General features: G+C 57.0%; 21 protein-coding genes. 16 read left to right on the top strand and 5 right to left on the bottom strand.

Translation table 11 applies throughout. The features are described from left to right. Positions 1-55: 55 nt before the first annotated feature. The 3 genes from glnP (at position 56) to ybiO (ending at position 3,772) form a co-directional block, all read left to right on the top strand. Positions 56-715 carry a glutamine ABC transporter permease GlnP gene (gene glnP / locus QMN93_RS06450; protein ID WP_003858462.1) on the top strand — a complete coding sequence of 220 codons (660 nt, stop codon included), beginning with the start codon at positions 56-58 and terminating at the stop codon, positions 713-715. Beyond that, entirely contained in the window at positions 712-1,434 is a 723-nt protein-coding gene (gene glnQ, locus QMN93_RS06445) for a glutamine ABC transporter ATP-binding protein GlnQ (protein WP_087822220.1), read from the top strand. The genes glnP and glnQ overlap by 4 nt, the downstream gene beginning before the upstream one ends. Before the next feature lie 124 nt (positions 1,435-1,558). Next, complete coding sequence (gene ybiO / locus QMN93_RS06440) at positions 1,559-3,772, top strand: mechanosensitive channel protein (protein WP_193138953.1); 2,214 nt, start codon at positions 1,559-1,561, stop codon at positions 3,770-3,772. 45 nt (positions 3,773-3,817) lie between these two features. On the opposite strand, the gene rlmF is transcribed toward ybiO, so the two are convergent. Beyond that, positions 3,818-4,729 carry a 23S rRNA (adenine(1618)-N(6))-methyltransferase RlmF gene (gene rlmF / locus QMN93_RS06435; RefSeq protein ID WP_064672135.1) on the bottom strand — a complete coding sequence of 304 codons (912 nt, stop codon included), beginning with the start codon at positions 4,727-4,729 and terminating at the stop codon, positions 3,818-3,820. 243 nt (positions 4,730-4,972) lie between these two features. Here rlmF and mcbA point away from each other — a divergent pair, with 243 nt between their 5' ends. From mcbA to ybiJ, 3 genes are all read left to right on the top strand, one after another. Beyond that, positions 4,973-5,239 (top strand): DUF1471 family periplasmic protein McbA, encoded by a 267-nt coding sequence (gene mcbA, locus QMN93_RS06430; RefSeq protein ID WP_032661263.1) that lies wholly within the window; start codon positions 4,973-4,975, stop codon positions 5,237-5,239. 122 nt (positions 5,240-5,361) lie between these two features. After that, positions 5,362-5,628: a DksA/TraR family C4-type zinc finger protein gene (locus tag QMN93_RS06425; protein ID WP_039261413.1), complete on the top strand. Its 267-nt coding sequence runs from the start codon at positions 5,362-5,364 to the stop codon at positions 5,626-5,628. A 285-nt stretch (positions 5,629-5,913) separates the two neighbouring features. Further along, positions 5,914-6,174 (top strand): DUF1471 family protein YbiJ, encoded by a 261-nt coding sequence (gene ybiJ / locus QMN93_RS06420; protein WP_023310874.1) that lies wholly within the window; start codon positions 5,914-5,916, stop codon positions 6,172-6,174. Between the two features lie 116 nt (positions 6,175-6,290). Here ybiJ and ybiB read toward each other — a convergent pair whose 3' ends face one another. Continuing rightward, the gene (gene ybiB, locus QMN93_RS06415) at positions 6,291-7,253 is read right to left on the bottom strand and encodes a DNA-binding protein YbiB (protein WP_193138952.1); all 963 of its coding nucleotides are present in this window, start codon (positions 7,251-7,253) and stop codon (positions 6,291-6,293) included. Positions 7,254-7,519: 266 nt separating this feature from the next. Between ybiB and QMN93_RS06410 the strand changes: the two genes are divergently transcribed. The 5 genes from QMN93_RS06410 to QMN93_RS06390 all read left to right on the top strand — a co-directional run bounded on the left by QMN93_RS06410 (position 7,520) and on the right by QMN93_RS06390 (position 12,880). Then, complete coding sequence (locus QMN93_RS06410; RefSeq protein WP_029739812.1) at positions 7,520-8,056, top strand: fimbrial protein; 537 nt, start codon at positions 7,520-7,522, stop codon at positions 8,054-8,056. Between the two features lie 67 nt (positions 8,057-8,123). Beyond that, the gene (locus QMN93_RS06405) at positions 8,124-8,798 is read left to right on the top strand and encodes a molecular chaperone (RefSeq protein WP_182383203.1); all 675 of its coding nucleotides are present in this window, start codon (positions 8,124-8,126) and stop codon (positions 8,796-8,798) included. Positions 8,799-8,865: 67 nt separating this feature from the next. Next, on the top strand, positions 8,866-11,367 hold the full coding sequence (locus tag QMN93_RS06400) for a fimbria/pilus outer membrane usher protein (RefSeq protein ID WP_264884980.1): 2,502 nt from the start codon (positions 8,866-8,868) through the stop codon (positions 11,365-11,367). Between the two features lie 20 nt (positions 11,368-11,387). Next, positions 11,388-12,380, top strand: a complete 993-nt coding sequence (locus QMN93_RS06395; RefSeq protein ID WP_047061877.1) for a fimbrial protein — start codon at positions 11,388-11,390, stop codon at positions 12,378-12,380. Continuing rightward, entirely contained in the window at positions 12,377-12,880 is a 504-nt protein-coding gene (locus tag QMN93_RS06390; protein ID WP_193138950.1) for a fimbrial protein, read from the top strand. The genes QMN93_RS06395 and QMN93_RS06390 overlap by 4 nt, the downstream gene beginning before the upstream one ends. On the opposite strand, the gene dinG is transcribed toward QMN93_RS06390, so the two are convergent. Together dinG and rhlE are read right to left on the bottom strand one after the other, a co-directional pair. Further along, positions 12,867-15,044, bottom strand: a complete 2,178-nt coding sequence (gene dinG / locus QMN93_RS06385) for an ATP-dependent DNA helicase DinG (RefSeq protein WP_193138949.1) — start codon at positions 15,042-15,044, stop codon at positions 12,867-12,869. The two genes, QMN93_RS06390 and dinG, sit on opposite strands and share 14 nt — an antisense overlap. Positions 15,045-15,141: 97 nt before the next feature. Next, positions 15,142-16,527, bottom strand: coding sequence for an ATP-dependent RNA helicase RhlE (gene rhlE, locus QMN93_RS06380; protein ID WP_047061420.1), 1,386 nt, complete (start codon positions 16,525-16,527; stop codon positions 15,142-15,144). A 207-nt stretch (positions 16,528-16,734) separates the two neighbouring features. On the opposite strand from rhlE, the gene cecR reads away from it, so the two are divergent. The 5 genes from cecR to QMN93_RS06355 are packed head-to-tail and all read left to right on the top strand — an operon-like array spanning position 16,735 to position 22,375. Then, positions 16,735-17,412: a transcriptional regulator CecR gene (cecR, locus tag QMN93_RS06375; protein WP_064672132.1), complete on the top strand. Its 678-nt coding sequence runs from the start codon at positions 16,735-16,737 to the stop codon at positions 17,410-17,412. After that, positions 17,409-18,404 carry a secretion protein HlyD gene (hlyD, locus tag QMN93_RS06370; protein ID WP_193138948.1) on the top strand — a complete coding sequence of 332 codons (996 nt, stop codon included), beginning with the start codon at positions 17,409-17,411 and terminating at the stop codon, positions 18,402-18,404. Before cecR ends, hlyD begins: the two co-directional genes overlap by 4 nt. After that, a complete protein-coding gene (locus QMN93_RS06365) occupies positions 18,397-20,136 on the top strand; it encodes an ATP-binding cassette domain-containing protein (RefSeq protein ID WP_069303845.1) in 1,740 nt (579 codons plus the stop codon). Before hlyD ends, QMN93_RS06365 begins: the two co-directional genes overlap by 8 nt. Beyond that, a complete protein-coding gene (locus QMN93_RS06360) occupies positions 20,126-21,259 on the top strand; it encodes an ABC transporter permease (RefSeq protein WP_045142921.1) in 1,134 nt (377 codons plus the stop codon). The genes QMN93_RS06365 and QMN93_RS06360 overlap by 11 nt, the downstream gene beginning before the upstream one ends. 9 nt (positions 21,260-21,268) lie before the next feature. Continuing rightward, positions 21,269-22,375 (top strand): ABC transporter permease, encoded by a 1,107-nt coding sequence (locus tag QMN93_RS06355; RefSeq protein ID WP_064672129.1) that lies wholly within the window; start codon positions 21,269-21,271, stop codon positions 22,373-22,375. Here QMN93_RS06355 and QMN93_RS06350 read toward each other — a convergent pair. Beyond that, the gene (locus QMN93_RS06350) at positions 22,337-22,747 is read right to left on the bottom strand and encodes a YbhQ family protein (protein ID WP_014883088.1); all 411 of its coding nucleotides are present in this window, start codon (positions 22,745-22,747) and stop codon (positions 22,337-22,339) included. The two genes, QMN93_RS06355 and QMN93_RS06350, sit on opposite strands and share 39 nt — an antisense overlap. Positions 22,748-22,799: the final 52 nt, after the last annotated feature.

The raw sequence follows: 22,799 nt of genomic DNA, 5'->3' as shown, positions 1-22,799 counted from the left end.
GCGACCTTTCGCCCCTGCTATTTTTGAAACACGGTAACAGTAACAGGAAATTATCATGCAGTTTGACTGGAGCGCCATCTGGCCTGCCATTCCACTCTTGCTTGAAGGCGCTAAAATGACCCTGTGGATTTCGGTCCTGGGTCTGGTTGGTGGGTTGATTATCGGTCTTGTCGCCGGTTTCGCCCGCACCTACGGCGGCTGGATCGCAAACCATATCGCACTGGTTTTCATCGAAGTGATCCGCGGCACGCCTATTGTCGTGCAGGTCATGTTCATCTACTTCGCCCTGCCTATGGCGTTCACCGACCTGCGCATCGACCCGTTCAGCGCAGCCGTCGTCACCATTATGATCAACTCAGGCGCCTACATTGCGGAAATCACCCGCGGTGCGGTGCTGTCGATTCATAAAGGTTTCAGTGAAGCCGGTCTGGCGCTAGGTCTTTCTCGTCGCGAAACGATCCGCCACGTTATTCTGCCGCTGGCGCTGCGTCGCATGCTGCCGCCGCTCGGTAACCAGTGGATCATCAGCATTAAAGATACGTCGCTGTTCATTGTTATCGGCGTGGCAGAGCTGACCCGCCAGGGGCAGGAGATCATTGCTGGCAACTTCCGCGCGCTGGAAATCTGGAGTGCGGTAGCCGTTGTCTACCTGATCATTACTCTGGTTCTGAGCTTCGTTCTGCGTCGTCTTGAAAGAAGGATGAAAATCCTGTGATTGAATTTAAAAACGTTTCCAAGCACTTTGGCCCAACCCAGGTGCTGCACAATATCGATCTGAACATCAAACAGGGTGAAGTGGTGGTGATTATTGGGCCATCCGGCTCCGGTAAATCCACCCTGCTGCGCTGCATCAACAAGCTGGAAGAGATCACCAGCGGCGATCTGATCGTCGACGGCCTGAAGGTAAACGACCCGAAAGTGGACGACCGTCTGATTCGTCAGGAAGCGGGCATGGTGTTCCAGCAGTTCTACCTGTTCCCGCACCTCACGGCGCTGGAAAACGTGATGTTTGGCCCGCTGCGCGTGCGCGGTGCCAGCAAAGCGGCGGCGGAAGCGCTGGCAAAAGATCTGCTGGCGAAAGTCGGTCTGGCAGAACGTGCGCACCACTTCCCTTCCGAGCTGTCCGGCGGTCAACAGCAGCGTGTGGCGATTGCCCGCGCCCTGGCGGTCAAACCGAAAATGATGCTGTTTGATGAGCCTACGTCCGCACTCGACCCGGAGCTGCGCCACGAGGTGCTCAAAGTCATGCAGGATCTGGCGGAAGAAGGGATGACGATGGTTATCGTAACCCACGAAATCGGCTTTGCCGAAAAAGTGGCGTCCCGCCTGATCTTTATTGATAAAGGCCGTATCGCGGAAGACGGTAACCCGCAGGACTTGATTGCGAACCCGCCGAGCCAGCGTTTGCAGGAGTTCCTGCAGCACGTCTCCTGATCCATCGCTTTACGCTAAGCCGGGCTTGCCCGGCTTTTTTACGCCAGATTGTTCCCAAAAATCCCCCTCCTCGCCCCGACTTCTATACTTATCATTTTGTTCGACATTTTCACCGGAGGACGCCGTGCCGTGGATCCTGCTGCTGTTGATTAGCCTGTTTAGTGCGCCTTCGTTCGCCGTCGCGATCCCCGGCGTGACCACCGGAACCCCTGCGACCCGGCAAAATACGCCGCCTCCGGAACCCGATGTTGAACAGAAAAAAGCCGCCTACGGTGCGCTTGCCGACGTCCTTGAAAACGATACCTCCCGGCAGGAGCTCATTGGCCAGCTGCGCAAAGCCGCCGCCACGCCGCCGCAGGAGTCGGTGCCAACCCTCACCCCTCCGCAGGTTGAGGAGCAAAAAACGGTGCTGGAAAACGTCACCGACGTGAGCCGCCACTATGGGGAAGCGCTCTCATCACGCTTCGCTCAGCTGTACCGCAACCTGATTGGCTCGCCGCATAAGGCATTTAACCCGCAAACGTTTACCGCCGCCGCCACGCAGTTCCTGATGCTGGCGGGTGCGGTATTTCTTTTTTACTGGCTGGTGCGCCTGTGCGCGTGGCCGCTGTACCGCAAAATGGGGCAATGGGGACGCAGGAAGAATCAGCATAAAAGCAGCTGGCTGCACCTGCCGTTGATGATAGCCTCAGCGTTTATCATCGATTTACTGCTGCTGGCGTTGACGCTGTTTTTAGGCCAGATGCTGGCCGACAGGCTGAATGCAGGCAACAAAACCATCGCCTTCCAGCAGTCGCTTTTCCTGAATGCCTTTGCCCTGATTGAGTTCTTCAAGGCGCTGCTGCGGTTACTCTTTTGTCCGCACGTGCCGGAGCTGCGGCCTTTCTCCATTCGGGATGCGAGCGCGAAGTACTGGGCGCTGCGTCTGAGCGTGCTCAGCGGGCTGATTGGCTACGGCCTGCTGGTTGCCGTGCCGATCATCTCCAATCAGGTGAACGTCCAGTTTGGCGCGCTGGCAAACGTCCTAATCATGATCTGCATTACCGTCTGGTCGCTGTATCTGATCTTCCACAATAAAAAAACCATTACCCAAAGCCTGCTGAATCTGGCCGATCGCTCCCTCTCGTTCTTTAGCCTCTTTATTCGCGCGTTCGCTCTGGTGTGGCACTGGCTGGCAAGCGCTTACTTCATCGTGCTGTGCTTCTTCTCGCTGTTTGACCCGGGCAATAGCCTGAAATTTATGATGGGGGCGACGTTCAAAAGCCTGGCCATTATCGGCATCGCGGCCTTTGTGTCGGGGCTGCTGTCGCGCTGGATTTCAAAAACCATCACCCTGTCGCCGCAGGTGCAGCGTAATTACCCGGAACTGCAAAAGCGGGTAAACGGCTGGATGTCGGTATCGCTCAAAGTGGCGCGCATTCTCACCGTCTGCGTGGCGATTATGCTGCTTCTGAATGCGTGGAGCCTGTTTGATTTCTGGAACTGGCTGCACAACGGTGCGGGTGAAAAAACGGTCGACATCCTGATTCGCATCGCGCTGATTCTCATCTTCTCCGCCGTCGGCTGGACGCTGCTGGCGAGCCTTATTGAGAACCGCCTGGTATCGGATATTCACGGCAGACCCCTGCCCAGCGCGCGGGCAAGAACGCTGTTAACCCTGTTCCGCAACGCGCTGGCGGTGATTATCAGCACCATCACCATCATGATCGTGCTGTCAGAAATCGGCGTGAATATTGCCCCGCTGCTGGCGGGTGCCGGTGCCCTGGGGCTGGCCATCTCCTTCGGCTCACAAACGCTGGTGAAGGATATTATTACCGGCATCTTCATTCAGTTTGAGAACGGGATGAACACGGGCGATCTGGTGACCATCGGACCGTTAACCGGCACCGTGGAGAGGATGTCCATCCGTTCGGTTGGCGTGCGTCAGGACACCGGGGCCTACCACATCATCCCCTGGTCTTCGATCACCACCTTCGCCAACTTTGTGCGCGGGATTGGTTCCGTTGTGGCGAACTATGATGTGGATCGCCACGAGGATGCGGACAAAGCGAAGCAGGCGCTGCGCGATGCGGTAGAAGAACTGATGCAGATGGAGGATATTCGCGGGCTGGTGATCGGAGAGCCGTCATTTGCCGGCATCGTCGGGCTGACGAACACGGCGTTTACCCTGCGCGTGTCGTTCACCACCCAGCCGCTGAAGCAGTGGACGGTGCGCTTTGCCCTCGACAGCATGGTGAAAAAACACTTCGATATGGCGAACGTGCGGATGCCCGTGCAGACGTATCAGGTATTGCCGCCCCCCGCATCGCCGCTCCCGCCGCAGGAGCCGACGCTGTAACCGAGCCGGGTGGCGGCTTCGCCTCACCCGGCCTACGACAGGGTGCTATTTGCGACGTTTGTTATTGTCCATAAACGTCCAGGCGATAAACCGGCTCTGTTTCTGGCCCTGCGCCATCTCTTTTTTCACCACTTTTACGGCGCCCGCTTCGGTCAGCGCGCGGTAGAGCGGCGGCAGGTTATCCCCGCGGGAAACCAGCGTCGTGAACCACTTCACCTGACGGCCAAACTGTTTACTTTCCGCAATCATGCGCAGGATAAACGCCACTTCGCCCCCGTCACACCAGAGCTCCTGCTGCTGTCCGCCGAAGTTCAGCGCGGCATCTTCAGCCTGACCCAGGTTACGGCGCTTGCGCTCGCTGCCCGCACGGGCCGATGCCGCCGAATCATGGAACGGCGGGTTGCACATCGTGGCGTCATAGCTTTCGTTTTTGTGAATAATGCCGTTGAATATCGACGCCGCGTCTTTCTGACGACGCAGGCGAATAGCGCGGCTTAATCCCGGGTTAGCGCTGATAATCGCCTGAGCGCTGGCAAAGGCCTCGTCACCGATTTCGCTTCCGGTAAAGCGCCACTGATATTCATGCGCGCCGATCAACGGGTAAATCAGATTCGCCCCGGTGCCAATATCCAGAATGGTGGCCTGCTGTGGAACGACACCCTCATTGCCTTCGGCAAGAAGGTCGGCAAGGTGATGAACGTAATCCGCTCGGCCCGGCACGGGTGGACAGAGAAAGCCTTCCGGAATATCCCAGTGAGCCACACCGTAAAAATGCGCCAGCAGGGCTTTGTTCAGCATTTTAACCGCCTGCGGGTCGGCAAAGTTAACCGAGGGCTCACCCGCTGGGGTCTGAACAAGATAGTCCTGCAGCGACGGGCAGCTCAGGCATAACGCGTTCATGTCGTAGCGGCTGCGGTGGCGATTTCGCGGGTGCAATCCCGGCTTTTGGGCAGTCATGGCATTCTCCTTTAAACAGCGGCGTAAGATACCCTTTGCTGGCCCAACGGTAAATCTTTCTCTGCGGCGTTCAAAAAATAGCCATAAATCAAACACCTTTATGTCTATGATCCGTCAGCGAATTGTCAATTTATATCGTTCAAAAAATAAGCAGATCATCATCAAATATTTGCGCTAAGTCACACTCGTCAGGCTTCTAAACTTAAAGGGAATCACCTGTTGTTTCCTCATGAGGATGTGATTATGAAAAAGTACCTGACCCTTGCTGTTATCGCAGCCGCCCTCGCGACCGCGTCCTTCTCTGCCATGGCCGTCCAGTCGCTGACCCAGAGTACTGACACCAGCCAGCTACGCCCTGCGGGCACCGTTTCGGTAAGCCGTGCCAGCAACCTTGACGATCTGCAGGCTAAGCTCGCCGAAAAAGCCCGTCAGGAAGGTGCAAAAGGATTCGTGGTGAACTCCGCTGGCGGAGATAACCATATGTACGGCACTGCGACCATTTATAAATAAGCTGTCTCTTCCACAAGACTGCATCTGCCCAACGGGTGCAGTTCTCTTCTCCCTTCGCCTTGATTGTTCATTTTTTAACCCCATAGTAAACGTATGGCCTAAACCGATTTCAGGAGGACGCTATGGCTTCCGGCTGGGCAAATGACGACGCTGTTAACGAACAGATCAACAGTACAATTGAAGATGCGGTTGCGCGTGCCCGCGGTGAAATTCCGCGCGGCGAAAGCTTAACGGAATGCGAAGAATGCGGAGAACCTATTCCGGAGGCGCGCCGAAAAGCCATTCCCGGCGTGCGGCTTTGCATTGCCTGCCAGCAGCATAAAGATTCAAAAAATGCATCACACTCGGGATATAATCGCAGAGGTTCGAAAGACAGCCAGTTACGTTGACTTTGCTTTACCCAGGCTAACCGAGCCTGCACGTTCCTTTACGCTCACGGTTTTTAGCCAGACGCGTAGCAAAACGTGCCCTTCGTATCGCTTCTGTAAAGCGCATCCGCAAGAAGTGTAAAGGGGTGCTTTGAATTTATTAATATTCAATAAGTTATTTGTCATTCAATTTTTTTGAGCAACCACGTCAATTCTCTTCGATTTTATCACTCGCAAAAAACCGTGATACTTATCACATCGACGGAACATCGTCCCCTTAACAGAAACACCTGCGAGAGATTAATTATGAAAACCATCAAATATGCTGTAGCTGCTGTTGCCCTGTCCGCTCTGTCTTTCGGCGCTTTCGCCGTAGAGCCTGTCTCTTCTACTCAGGCACAGAACATGAACAAAGTCGGTGTGGTGAGTGCTGATGGCGCAACCACTCTGGACGGCCTGGAAGCCAAACTGGCTGAGAAAGCCGCTGCTGCCGGTGCAAGCGGATACACCATTACCTCCGCTAACGGCAATAACAAGCTGAGCGGTACCGCGGTTATCTACAAATAATCGACTGAACGAATGCTGTACCCTCGCCATACCCTCTGGTGAGCTGCTCCACCCTCATTGACCCTGTTGTTGTTACCCTTGCTTGCCCGTCCGCCACTGGACGGGCTTTTTTTTGTCTAAAACGCCTGCGCCACGCGTTCAAGCCCGGCCTGAACGGATTCCACTTCTCCGGTCGCCAGCAAACAGCAGGCCATCTGCAGCTTGATCGAATGCGGAACAGGAACATTTCCGGCAAGGCACTGCTCAATCCAGTGGGCTGTAGTATGGGGATCTTTTGCCTCAGGCAGTATCACACCGGTATTCTCTTCCCCGCGCTCAAGAATGGCGCGCGTGCCTGCAGAATCAATCAGCATCACCTGCGGGCAGCGCTGCGGGTTCGCATAAACCTCTCCTTCCGTTCCGTGCATCAGCAACGCCCTTGCGCCAATTGCCTCAAAGAACTGCCCCACGCGCGCCACGTATTCCGGGTGCGAGACGCTGGAAAGACGCAGGGCGGCATCTTCACCAAACGGCGTGGCCAGTTTCGCCAGCGTGTGTGCGCTGTTGCGCACGCCCATGCACCAGCGCATATCGAGCTGCTTTTCCAGCGGCGGGCAGAGCGTGCCGACCGGGATATAAACAGGCTGATGACCATCCAGCTTCGCCTGCGCCTGGCCGGCATGACGCGTTGGCTCGATGCCCAGCATCCCGAAAATGGTCTCCGTCAGCACGCGGGTGGGATCTTCGCTAACGCCGTGCACCACCACCGGGAACCCCAGCTTGTGTAACAGGATAGCGAGCAGCGGGGTTAAGTTTGCCTGCTTGCGCGCGCCGTTATAGCTCGGGATCACAATCGGCATCGGTTTAGCCACCGGCGGCGTTAAGCGCAGCGTTTGCGCCTGCATGGCGTCATAGAAGCCGCGCATCTCCGCTTCACCTTCGCCTTTAATACGCAGCGCAATAAGAATACCGCCCAGCTCCAGCTCCGGTACCTCGCCGTTAAGCATGCGGGTATAAAGCGCACGCGCGGTTTCATGGTCCAGATCGCGGGCATGGTTTTTGCCTCTGCCTACCTCTTTGATAATTTTACGATAATCCACGACATTTCTCCTTACAGCAGGTTATCAACAATATAGCCCTGATGATGACTCCGCTGTTAGTTTTTTTGCCCACCCTGCGGGTTTTTATAATCAATTGTTTTAGTAAGAAAAATTATTTTGCAAGAATTAATTGGATTATTAGGAAGCCGCGCGGGACCTTTCCCGGCCTGAATTTTCTGATTAAATAGTCGGCGGTGAGTAGTTGAGACATAACTTCGAATAATGCGGGATGCAGATGTCGAAAGGAGAAACATACAGGTTTAAATATGAAAAAAGTCACTTTAGGTATATTCATTGCTGCCGCTTTGGGATGCTCTGCATCTTCTTTCGCAGCATCCACCGGTGAAGGGCAAATTAACTTCACAGGTGAAATTATCGATTCCGCCTGTCAGGTGGTTAACGGCTTAAGCAGTCCGCTGAATGTTGCGCTGGGCAAAGTCTCCAAAACAGCGTTTACCGGCGCAGGCTCTACCAGCACCTTAACGAAATTTGATATTCAGTTAAAAAACTGCCCGGAAACGGTCACGTCGGCAGCCATCAACTTCGGCGGTACGCCAGATGCGGATAATAACACCACGCTGGCCTTGACCCCGGGTGCGACGACGGCAACTGGCGTGGCGATTCAGCTGGTTGATTCTTCCGAGCAGCCCGTCAGTTTATATACGCCTTCAAAGCAGTATCCTTTAGCTGCTGGCACGACGGTAAATAATCTGGAGTTTGGCGCACGTTATATACAGACTCAGGCATCGATCACTGCCGGCCAGGCTAACTCAGCGTCTACTTTTACAGTTATTTATAACTGACACGTTCAATAAGGAGATATTCGCCTTCACGCGAAGGTTATATCTCCTCTTTCTTTGAGACAGATTTATGCGACACAGTTATTTATTAAGCGCACTTTTACTGACTGCAGTAACAGCCCATGCAGGTGTGATTATTAATGGCACCCGACTGGTTTATCAGGGAGAGAAAAAAGAGTCTTCGATTGGGATTTCCAATCCGGATGATATTAACTATCTGGTACAGTCCTGGGTGGATACCGGTTTGAAAAAAGGCGGTAAAGCGCCATTTCTGATTACCCCACCTCTGTTCCGTCTGAACGCTAAAGAAGATAACGTGCTGCGCGTGGTGCGCACCGGCGGAAATATGCCAGAAGATCGTGAGTCGTTATACTGGTTAAATATTAAAGCCATTCCTTCTTCAAGTCATGAAGAGGGCGTTAATACATTACAAATAGCCATTAATACCCGTATTAAATTGCTGTATCGCCCTGCATCGATTAAAGGCAAACCTGAAGCAGTGGCTGATAAACTGGAATGGCACCGCGAAGGCAATGATCTGGTGGTAAACAACCCCACGCCTTTCTATATGAATTTCCAGAACGTAACGCTGAACGGCCAAAAAGTGGCAAAAGCTACCTGGGCTGTGCCAGATACCTCTACCCGCTTTGCCCTTCCGGCAAATACGAACGGTAACACCGTAAGCTGGTCGGTCATTAACGATTACGGAAGCATCAGTAAAACCTGGTCTGCATCCGTTCGTTAATACTCTATTCAACGCCTGGATAATCATGTACAGCACAACTAAGCCGCTATTACGTCGACTGCGTGAAATGCTGCCCACTTTTTGTGGGATAGCGGTGACATGCTGCGCGCTGCAGGCCCACGCTGATGATTATTTTAACCCTGCCCTGCTGGATATTGATAATCCAGAGCAGGCAAAGACCGATCTCTCTGTTTATGAAAACGGTCCCGGTCAGGCGCCAGGTAAATATCAGGTCACGATGTTCGTCAATAATAATAAAATCGACACTCGTGACGTCCTTTTTATATTACAAAAAGATGCGCAGGGAGATGATTCCCTGCAGCCATGCCTGAGTCTGGATGAATTAACGCATCTGGGCATCAAAACCAAAGATTATCCAAAGCTGGCGGCAAAAGGGGAATGCGCGGATCTCAGCGCCATCCCTTCGGCCTCGGCGACTTTCCGTATCAAAAACCAGCAACTACTGCTGAGTATTCCCCAGTCGGCGCTGGGCCAGGTGCCTCGCGGCTACATCGATCCGAAAGAGTATGACGAAGGGATCACCGCGGGCATCCTGAACTATAGCGTTAACGCCAGCCAAAGCCACGCCCGCCAGCATGGAAAAGCGGACAACAGCAGCCAGTTTATTAACCTGCGCCCCGGTTTTAACACCGGTGCCTGGCGCGTGCGAAATTACAGCACCTGGAACCACAATTCGGATGGCGGTCAGGGCGACGGCAAGCTGACCCCGGTCTATACCTATGCCCAGCGCGATATCGTGGGGCTGAAGAGCGAGCTGACCGTGGGACAGAGCAGCACCCAGGCCGACGTTTTCGACAGTGTCTCTTACACTGGCGCACAGCTGGCTACCGAAAGCGACATGCTGCCCGACAGCGAACGCGGGTATGCACCGGTGGTACGCGGTACGGCGCACAGTAACGCCCAGGTGGTGGTTCGCCAGAATGGCTACGTTATCTACCAAAACACCGTTGCCCCCGGCGCGTTTGAGATTAACGATCTCTACCCCACCGGCAGCAGCGGCGATCTGAACGTCACGGTAAAAGAGACCGACGGCAGCGAGAGTCACTTCGTGGTGCCGTTTGCCTCCGTGCCGGTGCTGCAGCGGGAAAAACACCTCAAGTACAGCATTGCTGCAGGGCGCTACCGTTCATATGATAAAGAGGTTGAGAAGACCCCTTTCGCCCAGGGCAGCGCCATCTATGGCCTGCCACACGGCGTCACCGTTTACGGCGGTACGCAGCAGAGTTCGCATTACCATTCCGCCGCGCTCGGCGCAGGGAAAAACGTTGGTGACCTCGGCGCGTTCTCCGTAGACGTTACCCGCGCCAAAGCGTTACTGAAAAAGCGCAAAACCAGCAAAGGGCAATCCCTTCGTCTGCGCTACAGCAAAAATTTTATCGCGACCGGCACTCACTTTTCGCTGGCGGGTTATCGCTACAACAGCAAGGGCTTTTACACCCTGCAGGACACCATGGAGTCCTGGACCAGTGCAAACGACTGGTCCGCTCCACAGCAGCGCCGCGCACGGGCGGAGGCCACCGTCGACCAGACGCTGGGCGAAAAGTGGGGTTCGGTGACGCTAAGCCTGGTGAAAGAGAGTTACTGGAGCCAGCGTCAGGATATGACCTCCCTGAGCGTTAACTACAACAATAGCTGGCACGGCGTGAGCTATAGCCTGAGCTACAGCATCAATAAAAACAGCGACGACACGGACGAGGACGGTAAATCCATCAGCTATGACCGACAAATCGGCCTTAACGTGTCGGTTCCGCTCGACCGCTGGCTGCCTAACACCTGGGCAAACTACAGCCTGAACAACGGTAAAGACGGCACCACCCACAACCTGGGCCTGAATGGTACCGCGCTGGAGGGAGACAAGCTGAGCTGGAACGTTCAGCAGGGACTGGACAGCGCCAATAACAACATCTCCACCAGTATGAATGCGGATTACAAAGGCACCTACGGTGAAGTGCGCGGCGGCGTAAGCCAGGACAGCCATCAGCACACCGTGAACGCCGGGATCCAGGGCGGCATCGTCGCCCACTCTGACGGCGTCACCTTCGGTCAGACCCTGGGAGAAACCGTGGTGCTGATTAAAGCGCCGGGAACGCACGGCACGCACGTTGCCAACCAGACGGGCGTGGAAACGGACTATCGCGGCTATACGCTGGTGCCCTTTGTCACTCCGTGGCGTCACAACCCAATTTCGCTGGATACCGAGACGCTGCCAGACGATGCCGACGTGACACACGCCTCGCAGACGGTAACACCAACGCGCGGCGCGATAGTTCGCGCCAGCTTCGATACTCGCGTGGGCAACCGCGTCTTAATGACGCTGGCCTGGAAAGACAAACCGCTGCCCTTTGGCGCAACGGTCACCACGGAAGACAAGAGCAGCGAATTTATCGTCGGTAACGACGGCCTGGTGTATCTCACCGGACTGCCGCAGCAAGGACGCCTTTTCGTTTCCTGGGGCAAGGAGGCGAGCGAGCATTGCGTCGCCGATTACGCCCTGACGCAAGAGAAGGATGACACCAACATTATTAACGCTGCCGCGCAGTGTCACTGATTAACACCGGACCGATCATAATGCAGATAGCAAAATCGTTTTTCTTACTTTTAGTTCTGGCGACGGCAGCACTCTTTATGCCGCACGCAAAGGCCAACTGTGTCTCACCCAATTTACCAGCGCTGCTATCGTTAGCGTCTATTTCAGTGCCTACCAGCCTTCCCGTGGGAGAGACCATCCCGGGAACGGAACGTTCGGCTCACATTGCGGGGGGCTGCTATACAGCCGAAGACGCAGGCCGTCAGATCATTGCCTGTTACCACGGCCTGGGTAGAGAGACTCCCAATATCCCTGGTGTTTATGAGTCGGGTGTTGCCGGGATCGGCGTGTCGCTCCGAAACAGTAAAGGGGAGCGTGTGATGGGAGCAGCAGACCAAATCTGCACAACTAAGTCTTCCGTGGGTCAGGTGTCTGATTCGAGCGGTAGCGATGGTTCATTTGCGTTTAGCTTCGACGTCTCGCTGGAACTGGTGAAAACCAGCGAGGTGGTTACCGCCGGTACACTCACATCCAGTAATACACAATTTGGCTTTGGTGTTGAGCAAGTAGAAAGCTTGAGTTATCCAAACACCCTCTCCTACTCAGGTAACGTGGTGGTTAAAGCAGTCACCTGCACCGTATCGCCCAAATCTCTGACCGTCACGCTGGGGGATTTTCCGGTGAGCCGTTTTACCGGTCCGGGAACCCTGGTCTCCCAGTCGGTATTCAATATCGACATGCTCTGCGATCAGGATGTACAGCCGGAAATGATGGTCACCAGCGCCAATGGCTATGAAACGAATTTTCCTGGCGTGATCAAATTAACGCCGGAAAACGGCGTGGCGACCGGCGTGGGGGTGAGAATGCTCTTTAACGGTCAGATGCCTGTTTTCGGGCAATACATGGATACCTTTACCGCCTATGCCAATATCCGCTCGCAATATCCCTTCAGCGTCTCTTACGAACAAACCAGTTCGGAGGTGACGCCCGGAACGGCGAATGCCGTCGCAACCATTACGGTGGCCTACAAATGAAAACCTTATTAGCCCTTTTACTCCTTGGAGTCGCCAGCCAGAGCCTGGCGGAAGAGATTCAGCTCGATATTCGCGGAAACATTTACGCCAACGCCTGCCAGGTAGACAGCGCCAGCCAGAACCTGACGGTCAATCTGGGCAAAGCGAATACCGGCGATTTTAAGGATGTGGGCGATACCGGACAATGGCATTCATTCGACTTAACCCTGTCGAAATGCCCCACCACTTCCGTGCTGGCCACGGCCACCTTTCACGGTCAGCCAGACAGCATTCATCCGACTAAATTCGCCAGCACCGGAACCGCGAAAGGACTGGCGCTGGAGCTTGCCGACCCGCAGGATCAGATCTCGCTTGCCCCGGACGCCAGCTTCAGCGTGTTGATCAACCAGGACAATCACACGGCGGATTTCCCGCTGGCCGCCCGCTATTACACCACCTCATTGCCGGTCACGGCAGGAACGTTCAGCAGCGTGGTGCAGGTGACCTTCATTTACCAGTAGGACCGCGCCCCTTAGCACGGAGGCTTTTCTTGCGCCCTGCGGTCAGTTTGACCGGCGGTTTTTTTACCTCGGGCACTTCCGGCTGTTCGATCGGGAAGATCGGCAGCGCGTTCAGGAGCCGTTGGCCGTAATTTTTGGTGAGCAGACGTTTGTCATAAATCACCACCTCGCCCCAGCAGCCGTGGCTACGAATCAAGCGCCCGACCTGCTGAATCAGGTTAAACGACGCCGCAGGCAAACTCTGCACCTCAAACGGATAGCGGTTGAGGCTTTTCAGCCACTCCCCCTCGGTAATCACCACCGGGCTGTCGATAGGCGGGAAGGCGATTTTATGGATATGCACCTGCGTCAGGTAGTCGCCTTTCAAATCCAGACCTTCAGCAAACGACTGCAACCCCACCAGCACGCTGCGCTCGCCGTTATCAATGCGCTTACGGTGGGTTTCCACCAGCCGGTAGCGCGGCTGATCCCCCTGCACCAGCAGGAGTAAACGCAGATCGGTGACGTGTTCGAGGAAACGCTGCATCGCCCGCCCGCTGGCAAACAGCACCAGCATACCGGGGTACTTTTTACTCTCGACCTGCTCGCGGAAGTAGGCCGCCATTTCCGCGATGTGCTGCTCTTCGTTGTCGATGAGCGGCTCGAATTTCATGCGCGGAATGACCAGCTTGCCCTGCTCGCAGTGGTTAAACGGCGAGTCCAGCGCCACGAAACGGTCGCCCGCTTTCTCTTTTAGCCCGCTCATCTCCTGCAGCCTTGAGAAGCTGTTCAGGGAACGCAGCGTGGCAGAGGTGACAACCACGTGCGGCACGCTGCGCCAGATCAGCTTTTCCAGCTGATCTGCCACGCGGATGCCCACGCAGTGGAAAAAGAGGTGCACCTGCCCGTCCCGCACGTCGCGGGTGGCCCATTTGGTGACCGGCGCGCCGGACGCCTGCGCCATCGAGGCCAGCCGCCAGAGCTTGCTCTGCGCTTCGAACATCCCCAGCGCGCGGTTCATCTGCAGCAGAACGCGGTGCAGACGCACCACGTCATGCGAGCCGGTTTTCTCGCTGAGATCGTTTAAGAACATCTCCGCCAGCCCGCGCAGCTTTTCCAGATGTTTCGCCAGCTGCTGGCAGATCTCCATCACCTCTTCCGGTAGCTCACCCATCGCAAAGCGGTGTTCGGCTTCCTGGGTTGCCGGAAGATAAAGATTCAGGATGTTGTTCAGGGATGAGATGAGGCTATAGACCTCTTCACAGTGGTCGTTAAGCCGCTCCGGCACCGCCAGCGGCGGCGTGGTTTTCGGGCGGAACTGCTCCATGCAGGTCGCTACCAGCTTGCAGAAGAGATCCAGCTGCAGGCGGAACCACGGAGCGGTGATTTCGGCGCTCATCTCCAGCGCATCCCGCGCCACGTCCGGCAGATGGTGGCCTTCGTCGAGCACCAGCAGCAGGTTTTTGGGCTCCGGCAGCACCGCTTCGCTCTCCAGCGCCGCCATCACCAGCGCGTGGTTTGCCACAACCACTTCCGCCTCCTGAATCTCGCGCCGGGCGACAAAGAACGGGCACTCGCGGTAGTAGTGACAGTTGCGGTTCAGGCAGCTCGCTTTGTCGGTGCTGAGCCTGCGCCACAGGTCGTCGCTGATGGCCTGGCTGGTGTGATCCCGCAGGCCGTCCCACTTATAGCCGTCGAGCTCGGCTTTGAGTTTTGCACACTGCTCCTGCTCGGCCTTATTGTTTGGCGTCAGCTCGTCATCCAGAAACGCGAGCAGATCCTGCTGATTCGGCTCGCTGCTGGCCAGCGCCGCCAGGTTACGCGGGCACACGTAACGCCCGCGCCCAAAGGCTGCCGTAAACCGCAGGTCGGGGATGATTTTGCGCAGCAGAGGTAAATCCTTGCTGAAGATCTGGTCCTGCAAGGCCACGTTGGCGGTGCTGACCACCAGCGTTTTGTCCTCTTCCCGCGCAATCGCGATGCCGGGAATAAGATACGACAAGGTTTTCCCGACGCCGGTCGGGGCTTCAATCGCCAGATGTCGCCCGTCGTCCCCGGCGAGCGTTTTTGCCACGTCAGCAATCATCTGCCGCTGCGGCGCTCGGGGGATAAAGTCGGGGATCTGCTGCTGTAGCGCCTTATACCATGCGCCAATTTGCGCCTTGAGCGCAGCGGTTAAAGCCATCGGAAAACCTGAAATACTGTATAAACAGCCACTATTGTGGCACTTTCTCTTCGCTGCCGCAAAAAGAAAAGCCCGGCTTTACGACCGGGCTTCCAGATTACTGCGGGTTAGCAGGCTTGCGCGGGCGGCGTCGACGCTGCCCTTCACCTGCCGGTTTCCCTTCGCCGCTGCGCCACGGGTTTTCACCCGCCGGTTTGCTGTCGTTGTTGCGACGCGGCGGTTTGCCGGATGATTTCGGCGCGCCGCCTTCGGCACGACGCGGCTGCTGACCGCGACCGCCGCCGCCCTGACCGCGTCCACCGCCGCCCTGACGACCGTTCTGAATCGGCTCGGCTTTGATCGACGGGTCCACTTCGTAACCCGGGGTTTCGATGCGCGGGATCTCTTTCTTCAGCAGGCGCTCGATGTCGCGCAGCAGCTTGTGCTCGTCCACGCAGACCAGAGAGAGCGCTTCACCGGTTGCCGCCGCGCGGCCGGTACGGCCGATACGGTGAACGTAATCTTCCGGCACGTTTGGCAGCTCGTAGTTCACCACGTGCGGCAGCTCTTCAATGTCGAGGCCACGGGCAGCGATGTCGGTCGCCACCAGCACGCGGATGTCGCCGGATTTGAAGTCCGCCAGCGCACGGGTACGCGCGCCCTGGCTCTTGTTACCGTGAATGGCGGCGCTGCGGATGCCGTCTTTGTTCAGCTGTTCCGCCAGGTGGTTGGCGCCGTGCTTGGTGCGGGTAAAGACCAGCACCTGCTGCCAGTTGCCCTGGCCGATCATCTGGGAGAGCAGTTCCCGCTTGCGCTTTTTATCCACAAAGTGAACGTGCTGCGTCACCTGCTCGGAGGCGGTGTTGCGGCGCGCCACTTCCACTTCCAGCGGGTTATGCAGCAGCTTTTCCGCCAGCGCCTTGATCTCGTCGGAGAAGGTCGCGGAGAAGAGCAGGTTCTGACGACGCGCGGGCAGCTTGGCCAGCACGCGACGAATATCGTGGATAAAGCCCATGTCGAGCATGCGGTCGGCTTCGTCCAGCACCAGAATTTCAACCTGGTCCAGCTTCACCGCATTCTGGTGCTCCAGATCCAGCAGGCGACCTGGAGTCGCAACCAGAACGTCGACGCCGCTGCGCAGCTTCATCATCTGCGGGTTGATGCTTACCCCGCCGAAAACCACCAGCGAACGAATGTTGAGATAGCGGCTATAGTCACGCACGTTCTCACCAATCTGCGCCGCCAGCTCGCGGGTTGGGGTCAGGATCAGGGCGCGGACAGGACGACGGCCTTTGGCATGCGGCTGGTTTTTTACCAGCAGTTCCAGCAGCGGCAGGGTAAAGCCCGCGGTTTTGCCGGTACCGGTCTGGGCGCTCGCCATCAGGTCACGGCCCTGCAGAACGGCGGGGATCGCCTGCTGCTGGATTGGGGTTGGCTCAACGTAGCCCTGCTCTGCGATCGCGCGCAGAATTTCCGGGTTCAGGCCAAGGGAATCAAAAGACATAAAAACTCCGAACCGCCCCGACCATCACAGGTGTAGTTTTCAGGGAGATATAACGAATAGGGGAGGACAAAAACCACAATGTCGCGAAGGAGCGGAGTGTAGCAGCTTTTGTGACGTGGCGCATAAAATATCCCTCAGCGTTCCCTCGACGTTAGCGTGAATCAGGCATAATCTTAATCAATCGATTGATTAATTCTTAATGCCGCCATGAATACAACACCCACAACAACCAAAGGTGAACAGGCTAAAAATCAGCTTATCGCCGCCGCGCTGGCGCAGTTTGGTGAGTACGGGCTGCATGCCACCACCCGCGATATTGCCGCGCTGGCCGGGCAGAACATTGCGGCGATTACCTACTATTTTGGCTCAAAAGAGGATTTATACCTCGCCTGCGCCGAGTGGATCGCCGATTTTATCGGCACGCAGTTTCACCCGCACGTTGAGGAAGCCACCGCGCTGCTCGGCCAGCCGTCGCCCGATCGCGCCGCCGTTCGCCAGCTTATTCTCAATGCCTGCCACGATATGATCCGCCTGCTCACGCACGACGATACGCTCAACCTGAGCAAGTTTATCTCCCGGGAGCAGCTCTCCCCGACCGTCGCCTACCAGCGGGTACACGATCGGGTGATTGAGCCAATGCACTCGCACCTGACCCGGCTGATCGCCGCCTATACCGGGCGGGACGCCAGTGATACCGAGACAATTTTGCATACCCACGCCCTGCTGGGTGAAATTCTTGCCTTCCGTCTGGGCAGGGAAACCATCCTGTTACGCACCGGCTGGACACAATTTGATGAGGATAAAGCCGCGCAGATTAGTAAGGTCATCGCCTGTCACGTCGATCTGATCCTGCAAGGCTTAACGCAAAGGAGCCTGAAGTCATGAAAAAACCTGTCGCCATCATTCTGGTGGTTGTTGTTTTGCTTGCCGCTGGAGTCGGTGGATGGCTGTGGTATCAGAGCCATCAGGATAAAGACCTGACGCTGTACGGTAACGTGGATATTCGCACGGTGAACATGAGCTTCCGCGTGGGCGGACGTCTCGCCTCGCTGAGCGTGGACGAAGGCGATGCCATTAAAAGCGGGCAGACGCTGGGGATGCTGGATAAAGCGCCCTATGAGAATGCGCTGCTGCAGGCTAAAGCGGGCGTGTCCGTCGCCCAGGCGCAGTATGACCTGATGCTGGCGGGCTATCGCGACGAAGAGATCGCCCAGGCCGCCGCTGCCGTTAAGCAGGCGCAAGCCGCCTATGACTACGCGCAGAACTTCTACGCGCGCCAGCAGGGATTGTGGAAAAGCCGCACCATTTCCGCCAACGATCTGGAAAATGCGCGCTCGTCCCGCGACCAGGCGCAGGCAACGCTAAAGTCCGCGCAGGATAAGTTAAGCCAGTACCACACCGGTAACCGCCCGCAGGATATCGCCCAGGCGAAGGCCAGCCTTGAACAGGCGCAGGCGCAGCTGGCCCAGGCAGAGCTGGATCTGCACGACACCACCTTAATCGCGCCGTCTGACGGCATGCTGATGACCCGCGCCGTGGAGCCGGGCAGCATGCTCAGCGCGGGCAGCACCGTCTTAACGCTATCCCTGACCCGCCCGGTCTGGGTACGCGCCTACGTTGACGAGCCCAATCTCGGCCAGATGCAGCCGGGCCGCGAACTGCTGCTCTATACCGACGGTCGCCCGGACAAGCCGTATCACGGCAAAGTGGGCTTTGTCTCCCCTACCGCCGAATTCACGCCGAAAACCGTTGAAACACCGGACCTGCGTACCGACCTCGTGTATCGCCTGCGCATCATCGTGACCGATGCGGACGACGCGCTGCGTCAGGGCATGCCCGTCACCGTAAAAGTGAACAACGGGGAACGACATGAATGACGCGGTTATTCAGCTCAACAATCTGGTTAAACGCTTCGCGGGAATGGACAAACCGGCCGTCGCACCGCTGAACTGCACCATCCGGAAAGGCTATGTGACCGGGCTGGTCGGTCCGGACGGCGCGGGGAAAACCACGCTGATGCGGATGCTGGCGGGGTTGCTCAAGCCGGATGAAGGAAACGCCAGCGTGCTCGGCCTTGACCCGATCGAGGATGACGGAGCCCTTCACGCCATGCTCGGCTATATGCCGCAAAAGTTTGGCCTGTATGAAGATCTGACGGTGATGGAAAACCTGAACCTGTACGCCGACCTGCGCAGCGTCACCGGCGAAACGCGGCAAAAAACCTTCGCGCGCCTGCTGGAGTTTACCTCCCTCGGCCCGTTCACCGACCGGCTGGCGGGCAAGCTCTCCGGTGGGATGAAGCAGAAGCTGGGGCTGGCCTGCACGCTGGTCGGCGAGCCGAAAGTGCTGCTGCTGGACGAGCCCGGCGTCGGCGTAGACCCGATTTCGCGCCGTGAACTGTGGCAGATGGTGCACGAGCTGGCGGGCGACGGGATGCTGATCCTCTGGAGCACCTCCTACCTCGACGAAGCGGAACAGTGCCGGGACGTGCTGCTGATGAACGAAGGCGAACTGCTTTATCAGGGCGAGCCGACGACGCTGACGCAGAGCATGGCCGGGCGCAGCTTCCTGCTGCACAGCCCGCAGGAGTCTAACCGCAGGCTGCTGCAGCGGGTGCTCAGGCTGCCGCAGGTCAGCGACGGGATGATCCAGGGCCGCTCGGTACGGGTGATCCTCAAAAAAGAGGCCACCGTCGACGATATTCGCCAGGCGCCCGGCATGCCTGAGATCGAGATGGAAGAGACCGCGCCGCGCTTTGAGGACGCGTTTATCGACCTGCTGGGCGGCGCGGGTACCTCAGAGTCGCCGCTTGCCGCCATTTTGCATACGGTGGAAGGCACGCCGGGCGAAACGGTGATTGAAGCCAAATCCCTCACCAAAAAGTTCGGGGATTTCGCCGCTACCGATAACGTCAATTTTTCGGTAAAACGCGGGGAGATTTTTGGCCTGCTCGGGCCGAACGGCGCGGGAAAATCGACCACCTTTAAGATGATGTGCGGCCTGCTGGTGCCGACGTCCGGCAAGGCGCTGGTGCTGGATATGGACCTGAAGGTCAGCTCCGGCAAGGCGCGCCAGCATCTCGGGTATATGGCGCAGAAGTTTTCGCTGTACGGCAACCTGACGGTCGAACAGAATCTGCGCTTTTTCTCCGGCGTGTACGGCCTGCGCGGGCGGGCACAGAACGAGAAAATCCGCCGCATGAGCGACGCCTTCGCCTTAACCAACATTGCCTCCCACGCCACCGACGAGCTGCCGCTCGGCTTTAAGCAGCGGCTGGCGCTGGCCTGCTCGCTGATGCACGAGCCGGATATTCTGTTTCTTGATGAGCCGACATCAGGCGTTGACCCCATTACCCGCCGTGAGTTCTGGCTGCACATCAACAGCATGGTGGAAAAAGGCGTGACCGTGATGGTGACCACCCACTTCATGGACGAGGCGGAGTACTGCGACCGCATCGGGCTGGTGTATCGCGGCAAGCTGATTGCCCACGGTACCCCGGACGACCTGAAAAATCAGGCCGCCGACGATGAGGTTCCGGATCCGACCATGGAGCAGGCGTTTATCACCCTCATCCACGACTGGGATAAGGAGAATGCCCATGCGCAGTAATGCCATTTCCTGGCGCAGGGTGCGCGCGCTGTGCATTAAAGAGACGCGGCAGATCGTGCGTGACCCCAGCAGCTGGCTGATTGCGGTAGTCATCCCCCTGCTGCTGCTGTTTATTTTTGGCTACGGCATTAACCTGGACTCCAGCAAGCTGCGGGTCGGGATTTTGCTGGAGCAGCAGAGTGAGGATGCGCTGGACTTTACTCACGCCATGACCGGATCGCCCTACATTGACGCCACTATCAGCGATAACAGGCAGGAGTTGATCCAGAAAATGCAGGCCGGGAAAATTCGCGGCCTGATCGTCATTCCGGTGGATTTCGCCGCCAATATGGCGCGGGCGAATACCGACGCGCCGATCCAGGTGATTACCGACGGCAGCGAGCCAAACACCGCAAACTTTGTACAGGGCTACGCGGAGGGGATCTGGCAGCTGTGGCAGATGCAGCGCGCGGAGGACCGGGGTGAAGAATTTAAACCGCTGATCGACGTGCAGACGCGCTACTGGTTTAACCCCGCCGCCATCAGCCAGCACTTTATTATTCCGGGCGCGGTGACGATTATCATGACGGTGATTGGCGCGATCCTGACCTCGCTGGTGATCGCCCGCGAGTGGGAGCGCGGGACCATGGAGGCGCTGCTCTCTACCGAAGTGACGCGCGTCGAGCTACTGCTGTGCAAGCTCATCCCCTACTATTTCCTCGGCATGCTGGCGATGCTGCTCTGTATGCTTGTCTCAGTCTTTATCCTCGGCGTGCCGTATCGCGGCTCGCTGGTGGTGCTGTTTTTTATCACCAGCCTGTTTTTACTCAGCACGCTGGGCATGGGGCTGCTCATCTCCACCATCACCCGCAACCAGTTCAACGCCGCGCAGGTGGCCCTCAACGCCGCCTTTTTACCGTCGATTATGCTGTCCGGGTTTATCTTCCAGATAGACAGTATGCCTGCGGTGATCCGCGCCGTGACCTATGTTATTCCGGCGCGTTACTTTGTGAGCACGCTGCAAAGCCTGTTCCTGGCGGGGAATATTCCGGTGGTGCTGATCGTCAACACGCTGTTTTTAATGGCGTCAGCGGCGATGTTCATTGGGTTGACGTGGATGAAAACCAAACGGCGACTGGATTAAGGAGCAAACATGTTTCACCGATTATGGACGTTGATACGCAAAGAGCTGCAATCCCTGCTGCGCGAGCCGCAAACCCGCGCCATTCTGGTCTTGCCGGTTCTGATCCAGGTTTTACTGTTCCCGTTTGCCGCCACCCTTGAGGTGACCAACGCCACCATTGCCATTTACAACGAAGATAACGGCAAACATTCCGTCGAGCTGACGCAGCGCTTTGCGCGTGCGAAAGCCTTTACCCACATCCTGCTGCTGAAAAGCCCGCAGGAGATCCAGCCCACCATCGACACGCAAAAAGCGCTGCTGCTGGTGCGGTTCCCGGCGGATTTTTCCCGCAATCTGGATACCTTCCAGACCGCGCCGATGCAGCTGATCCTCGACGGGCGTAACTCCAACAGCGCCCAGATAGCCGCCAACTACCTGCAGCAGGTGGTGAAGGATTACCAGCAGGAGCTGATGGACGGCAAACCGAAGCCCAACAACAGCGAGCTGGTGGTGCGTAACTGGTACAACCCGAACCTGGACTACAAGTGGTTCGTGGTGCCGTCGCTAATCGCCATGATAACCACTATCGGGGTGATGATCGTGACTTCCCTTTCCGTCGCCCGCGAGCGCGAACAGGGCACGCTGGACCAGCTGCTGGTCTCCCCGCTCGCCACCTGGCAAATTTTCATCGGCAAAGCGGTCCCGGCGCTGATCGTCGCGACGTTTCAGGCCACCATCGTGCTGGGGGTGGGAATTTGGGCCTATCAGATCCCGTTCGCCGGTTCGCTGGCGCTGTTTTACTTCACGATGGTCATTTACGGGCTGTCGCTGGTGGGATTTGGACTGCTGATCTCGGCGCTCTGCTCGACGCAGCAGCAGGCGTTTATCGGGGTGTTCGTCTTTATGATGCCCGCGATTTTGCTCTCGGGGTATGTTTCACCCGTCGAGAACATGCCGGTGTGGCTTCAGGATCTGACGTGGGTAAACCCGATTCGGCACTTTACGGACATCACCAAGCAAATCTATCTGAAGGATGCGAGTCTGGATATTGTCTGGGGAAGTTTGTGGCCGCTACTGGTCATAGCGGCCACGACGGGCTCAGTGGCGTACGCGATGTTTAGACGCAACATTGCGTAGCTTTTTCTCTTTGGTCAGCAGCGAGACCACCGCAGGCCCTGCGAGGATAGCCAGACCGGCCAGGGCCAGCAGCAGGTTGTTTTGCAGCACGCGCGACAGCAGCCAAAGCACGATCATCGCCGCGCCAAAATACCAGGTGGTGGTGAGCTCTTCGAGCACATCACCCACCTCGCGCCAGCGCGCTTCATGGTGGCGCTGTAAGAACAGCATCGACAGCACGGTGACGCCATAAAGGACGCATAGCCCCAGGCCAACACGCACCAGCGTGCCGCTCATCCAGCCCATCACCAGTACGGCCACGACCAGTAAATGCAACATTATCTGCCAGCAACTCAGGCCAGTTGCGACACGAACACGTTGTTGCCACTTCATGGCTTCTCTCCTGAAGGATTTTTCTCTGCTTAATCAGACTACCGCACTTTAC

The sequence above is a fragment of the Enterobacter sp. R-1.6.2 genome, from assembly GCF_035064085.1.
Lineage (GTDB): Bacteria > Pseudomonadota > Gammaproteobacteria > Enterobacterales > Enterobacteriaceae > Enterobacter > Enterobacter asburiae_B.
This window is presented reverse-complemented; position numbering and strand designations above follow the sequence as displayed.

What these genes read in the sequence shown, in the direction of transcription:
- QMN93_RS06355 (WP_064672129.1), top strand. Translation starts at nt 21,269, where the DNA reads ATGTTTCACCGATTATGGACGTTGATACGCAAAGAGCTGCAATCCCTG.
- QMN93_RS06410 (WP_029739812.1), top strand. Translation starts at nt 7,520, where the DNA reads ATGAAAAAAGTCACTTTAGGTATATTCATTGCTGCCGCTTTGGGATGC.
- hlyD (WP_193138948.1), top strand. Translation starts at nt 17,409, where the DNA reads ATGAAAAAACCTGTCGCCATCATTCTGGTGGTTGTTGTTTTGCTTGCC.
- QMN93_RS06350 (WP_014883088.1), bottom strand. Translation starts at nt 22,747, where the DNA reads ATGAAGTGGCAACAACGTGTTCGTGTCGCAACTGGCCTGAGTTGCTGG.
- dinG (WP_193138949.1), bottom strand. Translation starts at nt 15,044, where the DNA reads ATGGCTTTAACCGCTGCGCTCAAGGCGCAAATTGGCGCATGGTATAAG.
- cecR (WP_064672132.1), top strand. Translation starts at nt 16,735, where the DNA reads ATGAATACAACACCCACAACAACCAAAGGTGAACAGGCTAAAAATCAG.
- QMN93_RS06365 (WP_069303845.1), top strand. Translation starts at nt 18,397, where the DNA reads ATGAATGACGCGGTTATTCAGCTCAACAATCTGGTTAAACGCTTCGCG.
- QMN93_RS06400 (WP_264884980.1), top strand. Translation starts at nt 8,866, where the DNA reads ATGCTGCCCACTTTTTGTGGGATAGCGGTGACATGCTGCGCGCTGCAG.
- QMN93_RS06395 (WP_047061877.1), top strand. Translation starts at nt 11,388, where the DNA reads ATGCAGATAGCAAAATCGTTTTTCTTACTTTTAGTTCTGGCGACGGCA.
- QMN93_RS06425 (WP_039261413.1), top strand. Translation starts at nt 5,362, where the DNA reads ATGGCTTCCGGCTGGGCAAATGACGACGCTGTTAACGAACAGATCAAC.
- mcbA (WP_032661263.1), top strand. Translation starts at nt 4,973, where the DNA reads ATGAAAAAGTACCTGACCCTTGCTGTTATCGCAGCCGCCCTCGCGACC.
- rlmF (WP_064672135.1), bottom strand. Translation starts at nt 4,729, where the DNA reads ATGACTGCCCAAAAGCCGGGATTGCACCCGCGAAATCGCCACCGCAGC.
- rhlE (WP_047061420.1), bottom strand. Translation starts at nt 16,527, where the DNA reads ATGTCTTTTGATTCCCTTGGCCTGAACCCGGAAATTCTGCGCGCGATC.
- glnP (WP_003858462.1), top strand. Translation starts at nt 56, where the DNA reads ATGCAGTTTGACTGGAGCGCCATCTGGCCTGCCATTCCACTCTTGCTT.
- QMN93_RS06390 (WP_193138950.1), top strand. Translation starts at nt 12,377, where the DNA reads ATGAAAACCTTATTAGCCCTTTTACTCCTTGGAGTCGCCAGCCAGAGC.
- QMN93_RS06360 (WP_045142921.1), top strand. Translation starts at nt 20,126, where the DNA reads ATGCGCAGTAATGCCATTTCCTGGCGCAGGGTGCGCGCGCTGTGCATT.
- QMN93_RS06405 (WP_182383203.1), top strand. Translation starts at nt 8,124, where the DNA reads ATGCGACACAGTTATTTATTAAGCGCACTTTTACTGACTGCAGTAACA.
- ybiJ (WP_023310874.1), top strand. Translation starts at nt 5,914, where the DNA reads ATGAAAACCATCAAATATGCTGTAGCTGCTGTTGCCCTGTCCGCTCTG.